Origin of the sequence: Candidatus Mycobacterium methanotrophicum (assembly GCF_023515995.1) — a bacterium.
GTDB classification, from domain to species: domain Bacteria; phylum Actinomycetota; class Actinomycetes; order Mycobacteriales; family Mycobacteriaceae; genus Mycobacterium; species Mycobacterium methanotrophicum.
In genome coordinates, this window is the sequence record NZ_CP097320.1 from 2701329 (window position 1) to 2722043 (window position 20715).

The window sequence follows — 20715 nt, forward strand, 5'->3', positions numbered from 1 at the left end:
CTTCGATGTCCGAAAAAACGGCCGATGACATCCTCAGGTTCGCCAAGGACGAGAAGGTCGAATTCGTCGACGTTCGGTTCTGCGACCTGCCGGGCATCATGCAGCACTTCACAATTCCGGCTTCATTTTTCGACGCAGACGTATTTGAGAACGGGATTGCCTTCGACGGCTCGTCGATTCGCGGCTTCCAGGCGATCCACGAATCCGACATGCTGCTGCTGCCCGACCCCGACACCGCACAGATCGACCTGTTCCGCGAAGCCAAGACGCTGAACCTCAACTTCTTCGTGCACGATCCGTTCACCCTTGAGCCGTACTCGCGCGACCCGCGCAACGTCGCCCGCAAGGCGGAGAACTATCTGAAGAGCACCGGCGTCGCCGACACCGCGTACTTCGGCGCCGAGGCCGAGTTCTACATCTTCGACTCGGTCAGCTTCGACTCGCGCATCAACGGCTCGTTCTACGAGGTGGATGCGATCTCGGGGTGGTGGAATACCGGGGAGCCCACCGAGAGCGACGGCAGCCCCAACCGCGGTTACAAGGTCCGCCCCAAGGGCGGTTACTTCCCGGTTCCGCCGACCGACCACTACGCCGATCTGCGCAACGAGATGCTGCAGAACCTGATCAGGTCCGGCTTCAGCCTGGAGAAGGGCCACCACGAGGTGGGCACCGGCGGCCAGTCCGAGATCAACTACAAGTTCAACACGCTGTTACACGCGGCCGACGACTTGCAGCTGTACAAGTACATCGTCAAGAACACCGCGTGGGCCGAAGGCAAGACCGTCACGTTCATGCCCAAGCCGCTGTTCGGCGACAACGGCTCCGGCATGCACTGCCACCAGTCGCTGTGGAAAGACGGCAGCCCGCTGATGTACGACGAGACGGGCTATGCCGGCCTGTCGGACACCGCGCGGCACTACATCGGCGGTTTGTTGTATCACGCGCCGTCGCTGCTGGCCTTCACCAACCCGACGGTGAACTCCTACAAACGCCTGGTCCCCGGTTTCGAGGCACCGATCAACCTGGTCTACAGCCAGCGCAACCGGTCGGCGTGCGTGCGGATCCCGATCACCGGCAGCAACCCGAAGGCCAAGCGGTTGGAGTTCCGCTGCCCCGACTCGTCGGGCAACCCGTACCTGGCGTTCTCGGCCATGCTGATGGCCGGTCTGGACGGCATCAAGAACAAGATCGAGCCGCAGACGCCGGTCGACAAGGACCTCTACGAGCTGCCGCCGGATGAGGCCGCGAACATCCCGCAGGCACCGACCCAGCTGTCCGCGGTGATCGACCGCCTCGAAGCAGATCACGAATACCTCACCGAGGGCGGCGTTTTCACGTCAGACTTGATCGAGACGTGGATCAGCTTCAAGCGCGAAAACGAGATCCTGCCGGTCCAGATCCGGCCGCACCCGTACGAGTTCGCTCTCTACTACGACGTTTAAGACGAGCTGAGCCACTGGGGCCCCCTGGCCCTGGTGGCACACTTTCGGTTATGGATAGCGGCTTCGGACTGCTACAGATCGAAGACTGCCTGGATGCCCGCGGCGGCGTCGCATTACCTGCGGGCGCAACGCTGATATCCCTGATTGACCGCAACATCGCCACTGTCGGAGACGCGACGGCGTATCGCTATCTGGACCACACAGGTGCAGTTGACGTACACACCGAGGAAATGACCTGGACACAGTTCGGGGCCAGGCTGCATGCCATCGGCGCGCGCGTGCAGCAGTCCGCCGGTCGGGGTGACCGGGTTGCGATCCTCGCGCCACAGGGCATCGACTACGTCGCGGGTTTCTACGCGGCGGTCAAGGCGGGGACCATCGCGGTGCCGTTGTTCGCTCCCGAATTGCCCGGGCACACAGCACGTCTCGATACGGCCCTTCGTGATTCCGAGCCGACTCTCGTCCTCACCACGACGGCGGCAAAAGCGGCGGTCGAGAATTTCCTGGCCAACTTCCCCCAGCGCCGCCGAGCGCACGTCGACGTCATCGATCAGATCCCCGACGCCGCAGGAGAGCGGTTCGTGCCCACCGAACTCGGCCTCGACGACGTTTCCCACCTGCAGTACACGTCGGGCTCAACACGACCTCCGGTCGGCGTGGAAGTCACCCATCGCGCGGTCGGCACCAACCTGGTGCAGATGATCTTGTCGATCGACCTGCTGAACCGAAACACTCACGGGATCAGCTGGTTACCGCTCTATCACGACATGGGTTTGTCAATGATCGGCTTCCCGGCGATCTACGGCGGACACTCCACGCTGATGTCGCCGACGGCGTTCGTCCGAAGGCCGCAGCGGTGGATTCATGCATTGTCCGCCGGCTCGCGGGAAGGCCGCGTCGTCACCGCCGCGCCGAACTTCGCCTACGAGTGGACCGTACAGCGAGGCCTACCCACACCGGGCGATGACATCGATCTGCGCAATGTGGTGATGATCATCGGTTCCGAACCGGTCAGCATCGATGCGATCCGAACATTCAGTAAAGCGTTTGGCCCCTACGGGTTACCGCGCACAGCGTTCAAACCCTCCTACGGCATAGCCGAGGGAACTCTGTTCGTCGCAACCATCGCGCCCGAGGCCGAGCCGACGGTGACGTATTTCGACCGTGAGCAACTGGGTGCCGGACACGCGGTACCCGTACCGGCCGACGCCCCGAACGCCGTCGCGCAGGTGTCATGCGGCCAGGTGGCCCGCAGCCAGTGGGCCGTGATCGTCGACCCTGCTACCGGGTCGGAATTGCCGGACGGTGCGGTCGGCGAAATCTGGTTGCAAGGCAACAACGTTGGTCGCGGCTACTGGGGAATGCCCGACGAGACCCGGGCAACGTTCGGCGTCACGCTGGCATCCCGGCTCCGGGAAGGCAGCCACGCCGAGGGTTCGACCGTCGAAGGCACCTGGCTGCGCACCGGGGACCTCGGCGTCTACCTCGATGGCGAGCTCTACGTCACCGGCCGCATCGCCGATCTGGTGACGATCGACGGCCGCAGCCACTACCCACAGGACATCGAGGCCACCGCCGCCGAGGCGTCCGCCGTCGTACGTCGTGGCTACGCGGCAGCGTTCGCGGCGCCGGACGGCGACGGCGGCCAGCGGCTGGTGATCGTCGCCGAACGCGCCGCGGGCACCAGCCGGGTCGATCCCCAACCGGCGATTGACGCGATCAAGCAGGCCGTGTCGCACCGCCACCACCTCAGCGTCGCCGATGTGCTGTTGCTGCCCGCCGGCGCTATCCCCCGCACCACCAGCGGCAAGCTGGCCCGCCGAGCCTGCCGCGCGCAGTACCTCAACAGCACCCTGGGCGTGCGCTAGTGAGAAGACGGATACCCCCCAGTCACCGCCCTGTGCGCCGTAGCGGTCGTAGCCGAGGCGCTGCATCAGCGTCTCCCACGCCTGCGCGATCTTGTCGACGCCCCATCCCGTTCGCGAGGGCTTGCCGGAAAACCCGTACCCCGGAAGCGACGGACACACCACGTGGAAGGCGTCCTGGGCGGGTCCGGGCGCGGGATTGACCAATGGCTCGATCGCCTTGTGAAACTCCACGATCGATCCGGGCCAGCCGTGGGTGATCACCAGCGGAAAAGCGTCCTCATGCGGCGAGCGACCAGCCGGTCGCCATGGCGTCACAGCATGTGCCGAGGCGACCTGCCCATGTAGTAGCCGGCCGGGAAGGTCATCTCGATCACTCGAAGCTGGTCGTTGGCTTTCGACTCGAGCTCGAGGACCACGCAGCTCTCGTCGAAAGATTTCGACTCGAGGACTGTGTAATGCTGACCGCCACCGTGGACATCGGTTATCGGGTCACCTGAGCGCAATGCCTCAACCGGCACCAATTCGGGATTTCCGTCTAGCTCCACCCTTGACACGTTAGGCCAATCGGGCGGGTGACGGAATGCTTACTCGGCCGCGGAGCGCGGGTTACCCGTCGGGCGCGAGATCCATGCGGAACTTCTGCCGTCGACTTTCTCGGCCAGGGTGGCATCTGACCCGGTGTAGAAACTCCCGGGCATGGTCAGGGTGCCGGTGATCCCGGCATCCTGCGCGCGCTGGTAGTCGGCGATGGTGATGGCATCGGTCAACGGCGTGAGGACGCTGAAATCATCCATGCCTAAATCGTTTTCGACCCGCAACTCACGCAGTCGGGCCGCGGCCGCGATCGCGCGGTCGGTTTTGATCAAGTCGCCGATCCAACCGTTGTGGCGGGCCGCGCGGCGCAGCCCGGTCTCGCTGAGGCCGCCGACGTAGGTCGGTATCCGCGGCGGCGTGGGTTCCATCTCCAACCGCGGCACTTGGTAGAACTCGCCGTCGAAGTCCCACCAGTCCTGCGACCACGGCGTCCGCATCAGCTCGATCCGGGCTCGCGCGCCCACGCCGGCCGAATGAAGATACCTTCGGCTTCGACGGTGATTCCCTCAGCGTCGGAAAGATGGCCGCAGACATATGATTTGACTCCCTCAGTCCGCTCGACGGCGGCGTCGGCGCGAAGCCTGCCCAATGGGGCGCCGCGCGCAAATCGTACGGTGAGGGTTCCGGTGAACAGCGGTTTGGTCAAGCCTTCACTGGCGGCCTCGCCGAGGACATGGTCGAGGACCAGAGCGCATACACCACCATGTGCACCATGCCGGGCGGCCCCTCGTAGGCCGCGTTGAGGGTGAACTCGCTCCGGCAGCGGGTGCCGCTGTCTGCTGCGCAGGGCGCTGGTCGCCGCCTGGATCGCAGTCCGTGCGGCATGGCTGGAATCGTGGTCGGCCTCGGTAAGAATAGTGGCGTCGATGAGCTCGCGCCACTGCGTCCGTCAGCGGACCGTACAACCCTGCGAGCCGATCGTGCTCATCGGCGCTCATCACCTCGTAAGGTGTCTGCACCGGGGCTGCCTCATTCACCGAACACCTTGCGCACGACGGCTTTTGCGCGTCGAGTCAGCCGTAGGTAGTGGTCCAGGAATGCGCCGCCGTCGCCGCTCTTTTCCCAGCCCGCAGCGACCGCGACGGTGTTGAGCTGACGTCCGGGTCCAGGCAGCTGATCGGTCGGCTTACCCCGGACCAGTACCAGCGCGTTGCGGGCCCGAGTCACGGTCAGCCAGGTCTGCCGCAGCAGCTCGGCATCCTCAGTGGAGATCAGTCCGGCCTTGGCGATGGCATCCAGACTCTCCAGCGTGGAGGTGTTGTGCAACGCCTCGATCTCGTGGGCATACCGCAGCTGGAGCAGCTGCACGGTCCACTCGATATCAGCCAGACCGCCACGGCCCAGCTTGGTGTGGGTCTTGGGATCGGCGCCGCGCGGTAGCCGCTCGGAATCCACCCGCGCCTTCATGCGCCGAATTTCCCGCACCGCCTCTGCGGACACCCCACCGGCGGGATAACGCGTTTTGTCGGCCATCAATAGGAATCGCTGGCCCAGATCCGCGTCACCGGCGACCGCGTCGGCCCGCAACAACGCTTGGACCTCCCACGGCTGCGCCCATTGCGCGTAGTACGCCTCATATGCCGCCAGTGTGCGCACCAGCGGACCACTGCGGCCCTCCGGCCGCAGGCTGGCGTCGATCTCCAGCGGCGGGTCGGCGCTTGCGGTGCCCAACAGCGCCCGAACCTGCTCGGCCACCGACACCGCCCAGCCCACCGCCGCCGAATCCTCCACGCCCGCAACCGGTTCGCAGACGAACAGCACGTCGGCGTCGGACCCGTAGCCCAGCTCGCGGCCGCCCAGCCGCCCCATTCCGATGACCGCGATCGCAGCCGGGGCTTCACCTCCATCGGGAACATTGGCGCGGATCACCGCGCTGAGGGCGGCCTGCAGCACCGCAACCCACACCGAGGAAAGTGCCGTGCAGACTTCGGTGACCTCGAGCATGCCGAGCAGATCGGCTGAGGCGACGCGGGCCAGCTCACGACGGCGCAGCGAGCGCGCGACCGCAATCGCCCGTACCGGGTCGGTGTGCCGGCCCGCCGAGGCCACCAAAGCACCAGCCACCGTCTGGGGCTGAACGTCAAGCAGCTTCGGCCCCCCCGGCCCGTCACTGTAGTGCTGGAGGATCTCCGGTGCGCGCATCAGCAGGTCGGGGACGTACGACGAGGCGCCGAGCACATGCATCAGCCGCTTGGCAACGGCCGGCTTGTCGCGCAGCGTGGACAAAAACCAGCGCTGCGAGACCATCGCCTCGCTGATCCGGCGATAGGCCAACAGCCCGCTGTCCGGATCGGGCGTATCGGACAGCCAGTCCAGCAGCCTGGGCAGCAGCACCGATTGCACCCGACCGCGGCGGCCGCTCTGATTGATCAGCGCCGAAAGGTGGCTCAGCGCGCTTTGCGGAGCGTCATAGCCCAGTGCGGCCAGCTGGCGCGCGGCCGCCGTCGGCGTCATACCGTGTGAGAACTCCAGGTCTTCAGGCGCAAGCAACTCAAGCAGCGGTTGGTAGAACAGCTTGGCGTGTAGCCGCGAGACCCGCAGGTTGTGGCGTTTCAGCTCTTCGCGCAGCACGCCGAGCGCGTCGTAGCGCCCGTCGGGTCGAATATGCGCCGCGCGCGCCAGCCAGCGCAGCGCCTCGTCATCGTCGAAGGCGGGCAACATATGAGTGCGTTTGAATCGCTGCAGCTGCAGCCGGTGTTCCAGCAGCCGAAGGAACTCGTAAGAGGCTGTCAGGTTGGCGGTGTCGTCGCGGCCGACGTAGCCGCCAGCCCCGAGGGCTGCCAGCGCGTCCACCGTGGAAGCCACGTGCAGCGACTCGTCGGTGCGACCGTGCACGAGTTGCAGCAGCTGCACCGCGAACTCGACATCACGCAGCCCGCCGCTGCCGAGTTTGATCTCGCGACTTCGGATATCGGCGGGCACCAGCTGCTCCACTCGCCGCCGCATCGCCTGAACCTCGGGCACGAAATCGTCACGCTCGCAAGCGGTCCACACCATCGGCATCAGCGCGTCGACGTATTGCTTGCCCAATTCGGCGTCACCCGCGGCGGGTCGGGCTTTGAGCAGCGCCTGGAACTCCCAGGTCTTGGCCCAGCGCCGGTAGTAAGCGATATGCGAGTCGAGGGTGCGGACCAGCTCGCCCTGTTTGCCCTCCGGCCGTAGCCCCGCGTCCACTTGGATGAAGGCCTCTGACGCCAACCGCATCATTTCGCCCGCGACGCGCGCGGTTACCGCGTCAGCGTGCTCGGCGACGAAGACCACGTCGACGTCGCTGACGTAGTTCAGTTCCCGCGCCCCGCATTTGCCCATCGCGATGACGGCCAGCCGGGGTGGTGGCGCATCGCCACAAACGGTGGCCTCGGCAAGTTTGAGCGCAGCCGCCAATGCGGCGTCCGCGATGTCGCTCAGATGGGCGCCGACGGCGCTGAAAGGCAGCACCTTTTCGTTCTCGACTGTGGGGGCCAAATCCAGGGCGGCCAGCACCATCACCCGGTTGCGGTAGAGAATGCGCAGCCGCAACAGCACCGCGCTCTGACCCGCTGAGGCGTCGGCGCCGCACTCGGTGAAGGCGGCCAGGAGCTGCTCGGCGGATGGCAGCAACACATCACCCCGCAGCAGATGCCACGCCTGCGGATTGGCGATCAGATGATCGCCCAAAGCCAGCGAAGACCCGAGCAGGGCGAACAGCCGACCGCGCAGGCCGCGGTCGACCGCCAGTGCCGCGTTGAGTTCGTCCCAGTCGTCGCCGAGCGCTTCGGCCAGTCGGATCACCGCGCGTAGGGCGGCGTCGGCGTCGGGCGCGCGCGACAGGGACCAAAGCAGATCGACGTGCGCTTCGGTGTTCCACCCCAGCTTCGCCAAGTTGTCAGCTGCGCGCGCGCCGACCAGCCCGAGCCGGCCGACGCTGGGAATTTTCGACCTCTCCGTGACGGGTTGGACCACGACCACGACGGTAGCGCACAATTCCTGGGATGCGGCTGCGCGACCGCGCCAGCGGCCGCAAACCTATAAGGAAATGTAGGTCTTCAGCTCGTACGGCGTGACGTGGCTGCGGTAGGCGGCCCACTCCGTGCGCTTGTTGCGCAGAAAGAAGTCGAAGACATGCTCCCCCAAGGCTTCTGCGACCAGCTCTGAGCTCTCCATCGCACGAAGCGCTTCGTCGAGACTGGACGGCAGCTCGCGGTAGCCCATCGCGTGGCGCTCCTCGACCGTCAGGTCCCAGACATTGTCCTCTGCTTGGGGACCCAGCACGTAACCCTTTTCGACGCCGCGCAGCCCCGCCGCCAGCAGCACGGCGAATGCCAGGTAAGGGTTGCAGGCCGAGTCGGGGCTGCGCACCTCGATACGTCGCGAGGAGGTTTTGCTTGGGCTGTACATCGGGATACGGACCAAGGACGACCGGTTAGCCGCTCCCCACGACGCGGCGGTCGGTGCCTCACCGCCGAACACCAGCCGCTTGTAGGAGTTGACCCATTGATTGGTAACCGCACTGATCTCGCTTGCGTGCTCGAGAATCCCGGCGATGAATGACTTGGCGACATCGGAGAGTTGCAACGGATCGTCTGGGCTGTGAAAGGCGTTGACCTCGCCTTCGAACAAGCTCATATGAGTGTGCATGGCCGAGCCGGGGTATTGCCCGAAAGGCTTGGGCATGAACGTCGCCCGCATACCCTCTTCCCGCGCTATCTCTTTGATGAGGTAACGGAACGTCATCACGTTGTCGGCCATCGACAGCGCATCCGCGAAGCGCAAATCGATCTCTTGTTGTCCGGGTGCGCCTTCATGATGGCTGAACTCCACCGAAATGCCCATGAACTCCAGGGCGTCGATCGCATGCCGACGGAAGTTGGAGGCGGCGTGCACGGCCTGGTCGAAGTAGCCGGCGTTGTCGGTCGGAACGGGCGTCGACCCGTCCTGGGGGCCGGGCTCGAGCAGGAAGAACTCGATTTCCGGATGTACATAGCAGGAGAAGCCGAGGTCGCTGGTTTTGCTCAGCTGACGACGCAGCACGTGGCGTGGATCAGCCCAGGACGGCGAGCCGTCCGGCATCGTGATGTCGCAGAACATCCGTGCCGAGTGGTGATGTCCCGACGCGCTGGTCCACGGCAGCACCTGGAAGGTGGACGGGTCGGGGTGAGCTAGCGTATCGGACTCCGAGACGCGGGCAAATCCCTCAATGGAGGATCCGTCGAAGCCGATGCCTTCCTCGAACGCACCCTCGAGTTCTGCAGGCGCGATCGCGACCGACTTGAGGGTTCCCAGCACATCGGTGAACCATAGCCGGACGAAACGGATGTCCCTCTCCTCAAGCGTGCGGAGCACGAATTCCTTTTGTCGGTCCATACCGGCAACAATATGCAAAGCCAGTTAACTCCGTGTTACTACTGGGCCGAACACCATAAGTTTCCTGGCGGTACCCCATCGACCAAGTAGCGAACCACCGCGTCGTCGACGCATTGGTCACCGTTGAACACCACCGTGTGCTGCGTGCCCTCGTAGGTAATCAGCGGGGCACCGAGCTCGCGGGCCAAGTCCACGCCGGCCTGATAAGGAGTGGCCGGGTCGTGGGTAGTAGACACCACGACAACTTTGCCCGGAGCGACCGGTTCCGCCGGCGCCGGCGCCGACGTCGCGGGTACCGGCCATAGCGCGCACAGGTCGCGCGGCGCATACCCAGTGAACTGTCCGTAGGACAGAGCCGGCGCAACTTGGCGGATCCGGCGATCGGCATCGACCCAGGCCGCCGGATCGGTCGGCTCGGGCGCGTCGACGCAGCGAACCGCGTTGAATGCGTCCTGCGAGTTGTCGTAGTGCCCATGGGAGTCGCGGCCGTAATACTCGTCGGCCAGCATCAGTAAGTCGCCGGGATCGGTCCCGCGCTGCAGACCGAGCAGACCGCTGGTCAGAAATTTCCAGAACTGCGGAGTATAGAGCGCGTTGATGGTGCCGGTTGTCGCGTCGGCGTAACCCAGCCCGCGGGGATCCGACGTGTGGGCGGGTTTGCCCACCAGGGGGTCGACCAATTGGTGAAAGCGGCTGTCCCACTGGTTCGGGTCGGTGCCCAGCGGGCAGTCCGCCGAGCGGGCGCAATCAGCCGCGTAATCGTTGAACGCGGTCTGAAACGCGGCCTGCTGGTTGACGTTGCCCTCGATCGGACCAACGCTCGGGTCGATCACACCGTCGAGCACCATCGTGCGCACATGGTCGCCGAACCGCTCGACGTACGCGGTTCCCAGTTCTGTACCGTAGCTGAAGCCGAGATAGTTGATTTGCTCGTCGCCTAGCGCTTGGCGCACCAGATCCATGTCGCGTGCGACCGACGCTGTCCCGACGTTCTCCAAGAAGGCCGAGCCGTTGCGGTTGAGGCAGCGCTGCGCCAGCTGTCGATACACAGCTTCGATGTGCGCGACGCCCGGCGGGCTGTAGTCGACCATCGGTTCGCGGCGGTAAGCGTCGAACTCCGCGTCGGTCTGGCAGCGCAGCGGCGGCGTCGAGTGCCCGACCCCGCGGGGATCGAATCCGACCAAATCGAAGCGGCGGCTGACCTCGGAGCCCGCCAGCTGCGCTCCCATCGCAACGACCATGTCCACCGCCGACGCCCCCGGCCCACCCGGGTTGACCAGCAGCACTCCGATCCGCGAGCCGGTCGCGGGAATTCGGATGACCGCGAGCTGAGCTTGGCCTGCGCCGGGGTTGTCGTAGTCGATGGGGACCGGAATGGTGGTGCACTGCGCGGTCGGAACGTCATCAGGGTGTTGGACGAACCGGCCGCAGTTTCCCCAGTTCACGGTGGCACGCGCCGTCGGCGCGATCGCGACGGCTGCCGCCAACGGTAGGACCAAAGAAAGCAGCGCAGAGAACGAACGTCTCATGCGCCACATGGCTGCCAATCGTCTCACGCACCCGGCCACGGGGTGGTGATCCCGATGGTCACACCTTGGTCTCGTTATCTCCGGCGCGGTCTTAGCATTGCAAGTCCTAGCATTTCGCCCCTTTCGGCGGCAGAGCGCCGCTGACGAGGTATGCCGTCGCGTAGTCGTCGACGCAGCTGTCGCCCTGGAACACCACCGTGTGCTGGGTGCCGTCGTAGGTGAGCAAACTGCCGTGCAGCTGGTTGGCCAGGTCGACGCCGGCTTGATACGGCGTTGCCGGATCGCGGGTCGTCGACACCACCAGCGTCGGCGCTAGGCCCGGAGCGGAGATGGTGTGCGGCTTACTGGTCGCCAGCACCGGCCAGAACGCGCAGGTGCCCAGCGGCGCGTCGCCGGTGAATTTCCCGTAGCTCATGAACGGTGCGATCTGACGCGAGCGGCGGTCTTCGTCGATGACCTTGGCGCGTTCCTTGACCGGCAGATCGTCGACGCAGTCGATCGCCACCCGCGCGTCGGTGGCGTCGGTGTAGTGACCGTGCTTGTCGCGCCGCATGTACAAGTCGGCCAGCTCAAGCAGCGTGTCGCCGCGATGATGGGCCAGCTCGGTCAATCCGCGGGTCAAGTGATGCCAGAAGGTCGGTGAATACAGCGCCATCATCGTGCCCACGATCGCGTCGCTGTAGCTCAGACCGCGGGGATCTTTGGTCCGTGCCGGCTTGCCGATTTGCAGATTGTCCTTGTCGACAAGCACGTCGACCAAACTATGATATACGCCAACGGCTTTGGCCGGGTCGGTGCCCAGCGGACAGGACGGAGACTTGGCGCAGTCTTTCGCGAAGTCGTTGAATGCGTCCTGAAAACCCTTGGCTTGGCGGAGGTCCGCCTCGATGGACTTCATATTGGGATCCACGGCCCCGTCGAGGATCATCGCCCGAACGTTTTTGGGGTAGGCCTCGGCATAGGCGGCGCCGATTCGGGTTCCATACGAGTAGCCCAAGAAGGTCAGTTTGCTGTCGCCCAATGCTTCCCGGATGGCGTCCAAGTCACGGGCGACGTCAACGGTTCCAACGTGGGCCAGAAATTTCTTGCTCACCTTGTCGACACAACGGCCGACGAAGGCCTTGGTCTCGTCCTCGATGTGCGACACGCCCGGCAGGCTGTAGTCGACTTGCGGCTCGGTGCGCTGCCGGTCGTTATCGGCGTCAGAGTTGCACCAGATCGCCGGCCGCGACGCCGCCACCCCGCGCGGGTCGAATCCGACCAGGTCGAACCGTTCACGGATCCGCGGCGGAAGCGACTGCAACAGGCCCAGGGCGGCCTCGATGCCGGACTCGCCGGGTCCGCCGGGGTTGATGATCAGCGACCCGATTTTGTTTCTGGTCGCCGGGAACCTGATCAGCGCCAGCGTGGTGGCGTCGCCGTCGACGTGGTGGTAGTCGACGGGTACAGCTAGCTTGCCGCACTGCCCGCCATCCGGGAGCTTCATTATCGAGGTCCCGCCACCGCCGGCGACACGACACGGCCCCCATTCCACTGGCTGGCCGATTCTCGGTCCGGCCAGCACTGCACGCCCGATCACGACCTGGGTGCAGCTCGCCACCGTCGCCACGACCACCGCCATTGCGGTCCAGATCAGCATCGTGCGCGCGATCTTGTCGCCGCGAAGGATTCCCATGCCTTACATGCTGCCACGCGCCGACGAGTGGCTGTTGTTGCCGCACGGGCGAGTAGGCGCTTCATCGGGTCGCCAGCAGCAGTTCTTCCATCCCGATGGCGAAGTCGTCGGCCAGCTCCCACAAATCCGGCACCAGCTCGGGGCACGAGATCAGGCCAACGTCCAGTTTGCCGTTCAACGACATCACCGTGATGTTCAGGCCTGATCCGTGGAAGATCGGCCCCAGCGGATACATCGCTTTGACCTCGTTGCCCAGCAGATACAGCGGCGTTTGCGGACCCGGCACGTTCGAAACCACCAGGTTGTGCACAGGCCGGCTCTTGGTCAACCTGGTGCGAGCGTAAGCCCGCATGGCCAAACCGAACACCGCCGGCGCCGCGAACTGCGACCAGTCTTGTAAGAGTGTGGCGCTGATCGCTGAACTATGTTGCTTGGCAAGCGAATTCGCTTCAGCGATGGACTTGAGTCGTTCAGCGGGATCAGCGATCTGAGTTTCCAGTCGAGAAAACATTCCCGAAACCTGGTTGCGCCCAGGGCGATCAGAGCGGCCATGTACCGATACCGGCACCATCGCCACCAACGACGAATCCGGCAGCTCGCCGCCGTCGAGCAGGAATTGCCGCAGCACGCCGGACACCAGGGCCATCACCACGTCGTTGACCTTGACGTCGAAATGACTCTTGACGGCCTTGACGTCGTCAAGGTCCAGCTGCGCGTAGGCGACGTTGCGGTGTGCGGTGATGCTGGCATTCAAGGAGGTCGGCGGCGCGCCGAACGGAGCGGCCATCGTCAGCCCGGTGCGCGCCCGCAGCACGGTCTCGGCGACCGACGACGCGGTTTTCTGCAACACGCCGGCCAGACGCAGCGGACGGGATGCGAAGTGCACCAAGCCGCTGAGCGCGATCTGGATTTGATTGGCGTCGCCGACCCCCTCCACCGGCGAAAGTATCGAGTTCAAGAATCGAACAGACGTGCAACGGCTGCGCTTGAGTCTCCAAATACAGAAAACCGGCGTCGAGTCCGCTTAGCCGCTGCATTCGCCGATGGTATGTCCGGGGCCGCACAGCGGCGCCGGAATCGTCGCGCTGCATACCGGTGTGAGCAAGTCCACTGGATCGGGTACGCGTTTGGACGGCGCCGGGTGGCAGACTGGCCAGGTCAGACGAACCCGGGGACCCTACTGGGCCACGAGGATCGACCCGACCACAACTAGGGACAACGATGTCTGAGCACGCTGTTTACGGGGCTCATTCCCCGGCCCAGCCGCGGACCAAGGTCCGCGTCCATCACCTGCAGAAGATGAAGGCCGAAGGCCACAAGTGGGCCATGCTGACGGCCTACGACTACTCCACCGCCCGAGTCTTCGACGAGGCCGGCATCCCGGTGTTGCTGGTTGGCGACTCGGCCGCCAACGTCGTTTACGGCTATGACACCACGGTGCCGATCTCGATAGATGAGCTGATTCCGCTGGTGCGTGGCGCGGTGCGGGGCGCACTGCATGCCCTGGTGGTGGCCGACCTGCCGTTCGGCAGTTACGAAGCCGGCCCGGCGGCGGCGCTGAGCGCCGCGACCCGGTTCATGAAGGAAGCCGGCGCACATGCGGTCAAGCTGGAAGGCGGCGAACGCGTCGCCGAGCAGATCGCCACTCTGACCGCTGCCGGCATCCCGGTGATGGCCCATATCGGCTTCACCCCGCAAAGCGTCAACACCCTCGGCGGTTTCCGGGTGCAGGGCCGCGGCGACGCGGCCGAACACACCATTGCCGACGCGATCGCCGTCGCCGAGGCCGGCGCGTTTTCCGTGGTGATGGAGATGGTGCCGGCCGAGTTGGCCACCCAGATCACCGGCAAGCTGACCATCCCGACGATCGGGATCGGGGCAGGGCCCAATTGCGATGCCCAGGTGTTGGTTTGGCAGGACATGGCCGGGCTGACCAGCGGCAAGACGGCCCGGTTCGTCAAGCGGTTCGGCGACGTGGGGGACGAATTGCGCCGTGCGGCAATACAGTACGCGGATGAAGTCGCCGCTGGGACCTTTCCGGCCGACGAGCACAGTTTTTAGAGGCGCCACAAGCGACGATGCCTGACTATGTCTGATGGGGCCCCGAGCACGTCGCGTTATCTGGAGGTAGAGCGCAAGTTCGACGTCGGCGAGTCCACCAGCCCACCATCGTTCGCCGGTGTACCGGAAATTCATCAGGTGGAGCGGCTACCGACGCAGGAACTTGATGCCGTGTACTTCGACACGCCGGCGCGAGATCTGGCATCCAGACGAATCACGTTGCGTCGCCGCACGGGCGGTGTCGATGCCGGTTGGCACCTGAAATTGCCGGCGGGACCGGACGCCCGCACGGAGGTGCGCGAGCCGCTGGGCAGCGACGAAGAGAGCCACCACGATGTGCCGACCGAGTTGGTCGACGTCGTGCTGGCAATTGTCCGGGACCGCCCGCTAAACCCGGTCGCGCGAATAACCACCACCCGGGCGGTCCAGCGCCTCTACGACGCCGACGACGCGGTGCTGGCCGAGTTCTGCGACGACCAGGTCATCGCGACCCGGGCCGCCACCCCCGATGCGCCCGAGGTCGAGCAGCGATGGCGTGAGTGGGAGCTGGAGCTCACCCAACCCGAAACGAATACGGCGCTGTTGGACACGCTGAGCGACCGGCTGCTTGGCGCTGGTGCACGGCCGGCAGGGCACGGCTCCAAACTGGCGCGGGTGCTCGGCACGAGGCCGAAAGACTGCTGTGCCGCCGACCCGCTACATCGCGCGGTGGCCGAACAATTCGACGAGCTGCTGGTCTGGGATCGCGCCGTGCGCACCGAGGCCGACGACGCCGTGCACCAGATGCGGGTGACCACTCGCCAGATCCGCAGCCTGCTACAGGCATCGTCGGATTTGTTTGTGCTTCCTGATGGCCTCCTCGGCGAGCTGCGCGAGCTGGCCAACGTCTTGGGAGTAGCCCGCGATGCCGAAGTATTGGCCGGGCGCTACCGCAATGCTCTAGACGCATTGCCGCCGGAGTTAATCCGCGGCCCTATCCGGGAACGATTGGTCGACGACGCCGAACATCGTTATCGGGCCGGGCTCCGGCATTCGTTGGCGGCGTTGCGTTCACCGCGGTATTTCCGTCTGCTCGACGCCCTGGAAACGGTGATCGCGACAGCCCCGTCGACCGGCCAGCGTTCTGCTCCGGTGGCCGTTGCCGCAGCAGGTAAGAAGGTGCGCAGGGCCGCCAAGGCCGCGCAACGGGCCGGTGATGAAGACCGCGACAGCGCCATACATCGAATCCGCAAGCGCGCCAAGCGGCTTCGCTACACAGCGGCTGCGACGGGTGCGAAGAAGGTATCGAAGCGAGCGAAAAAAATACAGTCGCTACTCGGAGATCACCAGGACAGCGCGGTCAGCCGCGAGCACCTGATTCAGCAGGCCGAGGCCACCCATGTCGCGGGCGAGGACACGTTCACCTACGGGCTGCTCTACCAGCAGGAGACCGACTTGGCGGTGCAATGCCGTCGGCAGCTCAGGCCGGCGTTGCGCAAGCTGGACAAATCACTTCGCAAACTACCCAGCTGAGTCGGCAGGGCGGACGAGTTGGCCTGTAAGCCGGAAACTGTTCCGCGCTATCTAGCGACCCTTTGTCGCTAGCTTCGCTAGATCCGGCACAGCCGGAATTTTGAGTCAAGTTTGACGTACTGGGTCAGATGGTTGGGCTTAAGCAGCGAATAATGGTGTGTTGCTGAGGTTTTCGAGAGCCTTATTGTAGGCGCGGGAAGCTGCCTGCAGAGGTGGCGCGCATGTGTGGTCGGTGAGGTGCGCCAAGCCGGTGGGCGGGAGTCGGTCGTGCACGCAGGTCAGGAAGTGGGCGGTGTGCAGGCCGTGGGATTTGAGTCGGCGCAGGTCATAGGTGATCTGCCCGGCGGTGACCGCACCGGGTGGCAGTCCGCGCAGCTCGCTGGTGAGCGCGCGCAGATCGGCGTTGGTGAAGCCGTTGGTGTGGCAGCCAAATGTTAGGAGCGCCTGCAGCAGGGCGTGGCTGCGGCGCTGGGCCAGCCGTAGTCCGGGGATGCGGGCGCCGGTGGCGGTGGTGATAGCCCCGGTGATGGCATCGAGCGCGGCGGCGCCGGTGATCGGGTCGTGGCCGAGTCGTTGGACGTGCAGCAGACGTCGGTTGGCGGAAAAGCCGATCTCCCGCAGCGCGGGCAGATTAGTCAGCCGTTTGCCGATCGAAAAGTCGGTGGCGTCATTGATCGTGGTTTCGGTGCGTAGCGCTCTCCCTTGTTTGTGGTACTGCGTGATTCGGGTGTGCTTGTAGTCCACATGCGGGCTGGGGGTCACGCCCTGGGTGATCACCCGGGTGCGAAACGGCCCCGGTGTCGCGCGGGGGCCGCGGCGGTGGATGCGTCGGTTAAAGACCAGGGCGACCTGGTCGGGGCGGCCGATGCCGAGGTTGTCGCGGATGACGTGTTCGAAAAACATCCGGCCCGCCACGGGTTTGTCCAGCATCTGGGTCAAGGAGAATTCGGCCTGCAGGATCGAGAGCTCGTAGCGGTAGCCCGCGGCCCGGTCGCTCGCGGTGAACGGGTGCGGCGGGATGGCCAGCCGCTTGCGCAGCAGCGCGTCGATCTGCTCTTCGCCGAGCCGATCGCAGATCGCCTGCGGCGCGGCGGGATCATCGACGGTGGCGAACCCGTTGTCTAGCGCGGTGAATCCGATGCCGGCCTTGGCCGCTTGGCGCTGGGCCCAATGGTCGCCGTTGATACACAGCTTGGCGTTGTAAGGAAAACACTGGAGAACCCCCGTGTCCTAGACCCTTCGGGTAACCCGGTCGGGGCACCGGTCACCATCGGTATCGACACCGCCGGTTTGCGGGCGTCGCGGCGAGATGGGCGGGTCCGGGCCGCGATCACCACGTTGCTCGACCTCGCCGTCCACCACCAGTGCGCCGCGATCGTGGTGGAAAACCTCGACTTCGCCGATGCTCGCTGCACGGGCCGTGAGACGTTGAGCCGAGGACGCCGCGGGAAGCGGCTGCGCCGCACTGTGGCCGGCATCCCCACACGGAAATTCAGGTCCCGGCTCACCTCGATGGCGTCACGCCGCGGTATCGCGGTGATCGGCGTGGACCCCGCCTACACCTATTGACTGAACTAAGAGCAGCCCCCTGTGTGACAGGGTTAGGTGAGACAGCAGCAGTAGCCGATCATCGCTACAGGGCGAGACAGGATCACCATTCTCCGTGACTATGACGATCGCATCCCTGCAGGGGTGCGCCGATACTGACCAAGTGGACAGCACGCCGGATCCGGGTGCTCGGGCTCGGCGACGCACGTTCACCGCCGAGTACAAGGCCCGCATCCTCGACGAGTACGACGCCCTGCCGGCCGGCTCGTGCGAGCGTGGTGCGTTGCTGCGCCGCGAAGGCCTGTACAGCTCGCACATCGCCGAATGGCGCAAGGCCCGTGATGCCGGTGCCCGTGCCGGGCTGACGCCCAAGGGCAAGTCGAAACGCACCGCTGAGCAGGTGGAGCTGGACAAGCTGCGGCGGCGCACCAAGCAATTGCAGGCCGAGCTGGACCGGACCAAGCTAGCCCTGGAGATCACGGGAAAAGCACACGCGCTCTTGGAGATGCTCTGCGAGAGCGCGGATTTCGAGCCGAAGTCGAAGCCGTGATCGGCGAGCACCTGCCCGCCCTGGAGTCGGCGACGTCCACCAAGCGGGCGTGTGAATTGCTGGGTGCATCACGGGCCACGCTCTATCGGCGCCGCAACCCAGCACCGCGGCCGGCGCCGCGGAGGCGGCCCGAGCCGCCGAACAAGCTCACCGAGGCCGAACGCCAGCAGATCCTGACGGTGCTGCGATCGGCCGAGTACTGCGACCTGGCGCCGGCGCAGGTGTGGGCGCGCCTGCTCGACGACGGCATCTACTTGTGCTCGATTCGCACCATGTACCGGCTTTTGGCCATTGCTGGGGAGAACCGGGAGCGGCGCCGTCAGCGCACCCACCCGGCGCGCAAGAAACCCGAGTTGATCGCCACCGCGCCGAACCAGGTTTGGTCGTGGGATATAACGAAACTGCAAGGGCCACAACGTGGTATCTTCTATCAGCTGTATGTGATCATCGACATCTTCTCGCGCTACGTCGTCGGTTGGACCCTCGCTGCCAGCGAGACAGGCGAGCTGGCCAAGCAGTTCATCGACGACACCTTGGCCCACCACGGCATCGAACCCGGTCAACTGGCTCTACATGCTGATCGCGGCACCTCGATGACCTCCAAGCCGGTCGCCCAACTGCTGATCGACCTGGGTGTGGACCGCAGCCACAGCCGCCCGCACGTGTCCAACGACAACCCCTACTCGGAGGCCAATTTCAAGACCCTCAAGTACTGCCCGGCGTTCCCGGGCCGGTTCGGCTCGATCGAAGACGCCCGCGCCTTCTGCAGCGCATTCTTCGATTACTACAACCATGAACATCGTCACAGCGGCGTCGCGCTACACACCGCGGCCTCGGTGCACTACGGCACCGCAACCCAGGTACAGGCCCAACGCGCCGCCACACTCGACGCGGCTTATGCCGCCAACCCCGCCAGGTTCCGGCATCGCCGGCCCACCCCGCCGAAACTGCCCACCATCGCCTGGATCAACCAGCCAACCCCCGAAGCACTCATCAAATCCGCGTAAGAAACTGTCTCACCGGCCTTGACATGTTCCGGCCGGCTCATCAATCTCTGTGCGCGTCGGGATAAGGGTCGTTATGGTCGCTGCTCATGGCTGACGAAGAGGGCATCGGTGACCTCGGCTCGCTCGTGGTCCCTGCAGCTGGCAGCCTGGCCTCGTAGATCGTGGTGCGCGGGCAGTTCGGATAGTTGCATCCGGCTACCACAACGGTGTCGATGTTATGGGCCTGAAGGTGTCGCTCAAGGCGGGTGCCATAGAAGGCGCCCCAGCGAGGTTTGTAGAGGATGACGTCGTGCTCTCCGACGTGCTGCGCTTGTCCGGATAGCAGAAGGTCATCGTCGAACTCGACCACCGGGCCCGGTGTGAGGCCGGCGGCGAGCAGTCGCCCTGACGTGCCGGGCCGCAGCATCGGTATCGGGCCGCTGACGAGGTCCCTGCGTACGGGCTCGGCGTTACTTCCATCGGCTGAGTAGAGCCGCACGATGTGCACGATCGGGTGGCCGGCGTCGCGAAATGCGCGGCACAGCTGCGCGATTCGCGGTACAGCGGCCGAGGTGCCGGCGATTTCGAGGGCTCCCCCATCGAGGGTGTCGACCTGCACGTCGATGGTCAGCACCGCAGCCGACTCGAGGTGCGGCTCAATCCACGACGACATCTCGCCAGCTTACGAAACCGCATTGACGCCGTTTGAAAGAATGACAATCGATCGCTTGTTTCCGCAGCGCTACGGACACACCAGCAGAACTGTTGCTGCTCAACAAGATCTGGGCGTTGCAGTCACTGCTGACCAACTACTTCTACCCCCAACAAAAGCTCGTCTCCAAGGTCCGTGTCGGGGCGAAAGTCTCCAAGAAGTACGACCGGGCGACCACCCCGTACCGCCGCGCCGAACGCCACGAAGCGGTCAGCGATGACGACAAGGCCGTCCTGGCCGACACCTACGCCGACATCAACCCCGCCGCCGTGCAACGCCATATCCAGGCCCTGACAACCGAGCTCCTGACGATCACCACCGGCAAGGCCGGACCCAAGAGCAAGGCCCCTGTGAGCACGGCTCCTACGCGCGCATCCGCAGATGAGGCAACGACTCAGTCCTCGCGCGCATCTTGACGTGATTCAACAGGGTCGGCAGGCCGGCGGCGTCGCAGGTTAGCACTTTGATCCCTCTAGCGCGGGGTCATCGCCTCGCGCAGGCTCTTTGGCCGCATGTCGGTCCAGTTCTGTTCGACATATTCCAGACACTGGGCGCGGGGGGCTTCGCCGTAGACCTGCTGCCAGCCGGCCGGAATGTTGGCGAAGGTCGGCCATAGGCTGTGCTGGTCTTCGTTGTTGACCAGCACGACGAAGGTGCCGGCGTCATCATCGAAGGGATTGGCGCTCATCGCTTCCTTACTCCTCCTGGAGGGTGATTGTTGCCCGCGGCCGTAGGCTTCGAATTGCCCAGGGATGGCGGACCGCCGACATCTATAAACGCGCCCGCGCCTCCGGCAAAACTGTCCCCACGCGGTGCGGATCCTTGCCCGCGCCCTGGGTCCGCGTCATGTGGCGCTGCTGGCTCAACGGAACCCCCTACGACCCCACCCCGCACC

Annotated in this window: 16 protein-coding genes and 4 pseudogenes; 8 read left to right on the forward strand and 12 right to left on the reverse strand. The window is 65.1% G+C overall.

All coding sequences use genetic code 11. The features are described from left to right. Window positions 1-5 precede the first annotated feature (5 nt). Window positions 6-1442 carry a type I glutamate--ammonia ligase gene (glnA, locus tag M5I08_RS14085; RefSeq protein ID WP_219069398.1) on the forward strand — a complete coding sequence of 479 codons (1437 nt, stop codon included), beginning with the start codon at window positions 6-8 and terminating at the stop codon, window positions 1440-1442. Window positions 1443-1492: 50 nt separating this feature from the next. Further along, window positions 1493-3310 carry a fatty acyl-AMP ligase gene (locus tag M5I08_RS14090; protein ID WP_219069395.1) on the forward strand — a complete coding sequence of 606 codons (1818 nt, stop codon included), beginning with the start codon at window positions 1493-1495 and terminating at the stop codon, window positions 3308-3310. Between the two features lie 6 nt (window positions 3311-3316). On the opposite strand, the pseudogene M5I08_RS14095 reads toward M5I08_RS14090, so the two are convergent. From M5I08_RS14095 to M5I08_RS14135, 9 genes and pseudogenes are all read right to left on the reverse strand, one after another. Continuing rightward, a pseudogene (locus M5I08_RS14095) lies at window positions 3317-3601 on the reverse strand (alpha/beta fold hydrolase); the annotation flags it as partial. Window positions 3602-3621: 20 nt separating this feature from the next. Continuing rightward, window positions 3622-3855: a hypothetical protein gene (locus M5I08_RS14100; RefSeq protein ID WP_219069393.1), complete on the reverse strand. Its 234-nt coding sequence runs from the start codon at window positions 3853-3855 to the stop codon at window positions 3622-3624. 61 nt (window positions 3856-3916) lie between these two features. Further along, window positions 3917-4350, reverse strand: a pseudogene (locus M5I08_RS14105) (LLM class flavin-dependent oxidoreductase); the annotation flags it as partial. Continuing rightward, window positions 4341-4863, reverse strand: a pseudogene (locus M5I08_RS14110) (PaaI family thioesterase). The pseudogenes M5I08_RS14105 and M5I08_RS14110, both read right to left, overlap by 10 nt. A gap of 10 nt (window positions 4864-4873) precedes the next feature. Further along, window positions 4874-7852 carry a bifunctional [glutamine synthetase] adenylyltransferase/[glutamine synthetase]-adenylyl-L-tyrosine phosphorylase gene (locus M5I08_RS14115; protein WP_219069389.1) on the reverse strand — a complete coding sequence of 993 codons (2979 nt, stop codon included), beginning with the start codon at window positions 7850-7852 and terminating at the stop codon, window positions 4874-4876. 57 nt (window positions 7853-7909) lie between these two features. Continuing rightward, window positions 7910-9247 (reverse strand): glutamine synthetase family protein, encoded by a 1338-nt coding sequence (locus M5I08_RS14120; protein WP_219069387.1) that lies wholly within the window; start codon window positions 9245-9247, stop codon window positions 7910-7912. A 38-nt stretch (window positions 9248-9285) separates the two neighbouring features. After that, window positions 9286-10785, reverse strand: coding sequence for an alpha/beta hydrolase (locus tag M5I08_RS14125; protein WP_304502957.1), 1500 nt, complete (start codon window positions 10783-10785; stop codon window positions 9286-9288). 97 nt (window positions 10786-10882) lie between these two features. Then, window positions 10883-12451: an alpha/beta hydrolase gene (locus M5I08_RS14130; RefSeq protein ID WP_219069383.1), complete on the reverse strand. Its 1569-nt coding sequence runs from the start codon at window positions 12449-12451 to the stop codon at window positions 10883-10885. Window positions 12452-12512: 61 nt separating this feature from the next. Beyond that, window positions 12513-13391, reverse strand: a pseudogene (locus tag M5I08_RS14135) (WS/DGAT domain-containing protein); the annotation flags it as partial. Between the two features lie 281 nt (window positions 13392-13672). Here M5I08_RS14135 and panB point away from each other — a divergent pair. Together panB and M5I08_RS14145 are read left to right on the forward strand one after the other, a co-directional pair. Further along, window positions 13673-14512, forward strand: a complete 840-nt coding sequence (panB, locus tag M5I08_RS14140) for a 3-methyl-2-oxobutanoate hydroxymethyltransferase (RefSeq protein ID WP_219069381.1) — start codon at window positions 13673-13675, stop codon at window positions 14510-14512. A 27-nt stretch (window positions 14513-14539) separates the two neighbouring features. Further along, on the forward strand, window positions 14540-16024 hold the full coding sequence (locus M5I08_RS14145; RefSeq protein WP_219069379.1) for a CYTH and CHAD domain-containing protein: 1485 nt from the start codon (window positions 14540-14542) through the stop codon (window positions 16022-16024). A 138-nt stretch (window positions 16025-16162) separates the two neighbouring features. Here the strand turns inward: M5I08_RS14145 and M5I08_RS14150 are convergent, their stop codons facing one another. After that, window positions 16163-16927: a hypothetical protein gene (locus M5I08_RS14150; RefSeq protein WP_249762778.1), complete on the reverse strand. Its 765-nt coding sequence runs from the start codon at window positions 16925-16927 to the stop codon at window positions 16163-16165. Here M5I08_RS14150 and M5I08_RS14155 point away from each other — a divergent pair. The 3 genes from M5I08_RS14155 to M5I08_RS14170 all read left to right on the forward strand — a co-directional run bounded on the left by M5I08_RS14155 (window position 16913) and on the right by M5I08_RS14170 (window position 19129). Beyond that, window positions 16913-17149 carry a hypothetical protein gene (locus tag M5I08_RS14155; protein WP_249762779.1) on the forward strand — a complete coding sequence of 79 codons (237 nt, stop codon included), beginning with the start codon at window positions 16913-16915 and terminating at the stop codon, window positions 17147-17149. The two genes, M5I08_RS14150 and M5I08_RS14155, sit on opposite strands and share 15 nt — an antisense overlap. A 45-nt stretch (window positions 17150-17194) precedes the next feature. After that, a complete protein-coding gene (locus M5I08_RS14160) occupies window positions 17195-17593 on the forward strand; it encodes a hypothetical protein (RefSeq protein WP_219070946.1) in 399 nt (132 codons plus the stop codon). A gap of 100 nt (window positions 17594-17693) precedes the next feature. Further along, window positions 17694-19129, forward strand: a protein-coding gene (locus M5I08_RS14170) for an IS3 family transposase (RefSeq protein WP_370328484.1) whose coding sequence is annotated in 2 segments (ribosomal slippage) — window positions 17694-18054 and window positions 18054-19129 — 1437 coding nt in all. Because the reading frame shifts where the segments join, the coding sequence is not laid out codon by codon here. Window positions 19130-19169: 40 nt separating this feature from the next. On the opposite strand, the gene M5I08_RS14175 is transcribed toward M5I08_RS14170, so the two are convergent. Continuing rightward, window positions 19170-19781, reverse strand: coding sequence for a cysteine hydrolase family protein (locus M5I08_RS14175; RefSeq protein ID WP_219070358.1), 612 nt, complete (start codon window positions 19779-19781; stop codon window positions 19170-19172). 92 nt (window positions 19782-19873) lie between these two features. Here M5I08_RS14175 and M5I08_RS14180 point away from each other — a divergent pair, with 92 nt between their 5' ends. After that, window positions 19874-20236 carry a hypothetical protein gene (locus M5I08_RS14180; RefSeq protein ID WP_219070360.1) on the forward strand — a complete coding sequence of 121 codons (363 nt, stop codon included), beginning with the start codon at window positions 19874-19876 and terminating at the stop codon, window positions 20234-20236. A gap of 56 nt (window positions 20237-20292) precedes the next feature. On the opposite strand, the gene M5I08_RS14185 is transcribed toward M5I08_RS14180, so the two are convergent. Next, window positions 20293-20508, reverse strand: a complete 216-nt coding sequence (locus M5I08_RS14185; protein WP_219070362.1) for an MbtH family protein — start codon at window positions 20506-20508, stop codon at window positions 20293-20295. Window positions 20509-20715: the final 207 nt, after the last annotated feature.

What these genes read in the sequence shown, in the direction of transcription:
- glnA (WP_219069398.1), top strand. Translation starts at nt 6, where the DNA reads ATGTCCGAAAAAACGGCCGATGACATCCTCAGGTTCGCCAAGGACGAG.
- M5I08_RS14090 (WP_219069395.1), top strand. Translation starts at nt 1,493, where the DNA reads ATGGATAGCGGCTTCGGACTGCTACAGATCGAAGACTGCCTGGATGCC.
- M5I08_RS14120 (WP_219069387.1), bottom strand. Translation starts at nt 9,247, where the DNA reads ATGGACCGACAAAAGGAATTCGTGCTCCGCACGCTTGAGGAGAGGGAC.
- M5I08_RS14125 (WP_304502957.1), bottom strand. Translation starts at nt 10,785, where the DNA reads ATGTGGCGCATGAGACGTTCGTTCTCTGCGCTGCTTTCTTTGGTCCTA.
- M5I08_RS14130 (WP_219069383.1), bottom strand. Translation starts at nt 12,451, where the DNA reads ATGGGAATCCTTCGCGGCGACAAGATCGCGCGCACGATGCTGATCTGG.
- panB (WP_219069381.1), top strand. Translation starts at nt 13,673, where the DNA reads ATGTCTGAGCACGCTGTTTACGGGGCTCATTCCCCGGCCCAGCCGCGG.
- M5I08_RS14145 (WP_219069379.1), top strand. Translation starts at nt 14,540, where the DNA reads ATGTCTGATGGGGCCCCGAGCACGTCGCGTTATCTGGAGGTAGAGCGC.
- M5I08_RS14150 (WP_249762778.1), bottom strand. Translation starts at nt 16,927, where the DNA reads ATGTTTTTCGAACACGTCATCCGCGACAACCTCGGCATCGGCCGCCCC.
- M5I08_RS14160 (WP_219070946.1), top strand. Translation starts at nt 17,195, where the DNA reads ATGGTCGCCGTTGATACACAGCTTGGCGTTGTAAGGAAAACACTGGAG.
- M5I08_RS14175 (WP_219070358.1), bottom strand. Translation starts at nt 19,781, where the DNA reads ATGTCGTCGTGGATTGAGCCGCACCTCGAGTCGGCTGCGGTGCTGACC.
- M5I08_RS14185 (WP_219070362.1), bottom strand. Translation starts at nt 20,508, where the DNA reads ATGAGCGCCAATCCCTTCGATGATGACGCCGGCACCTTCGTCGTGCTG.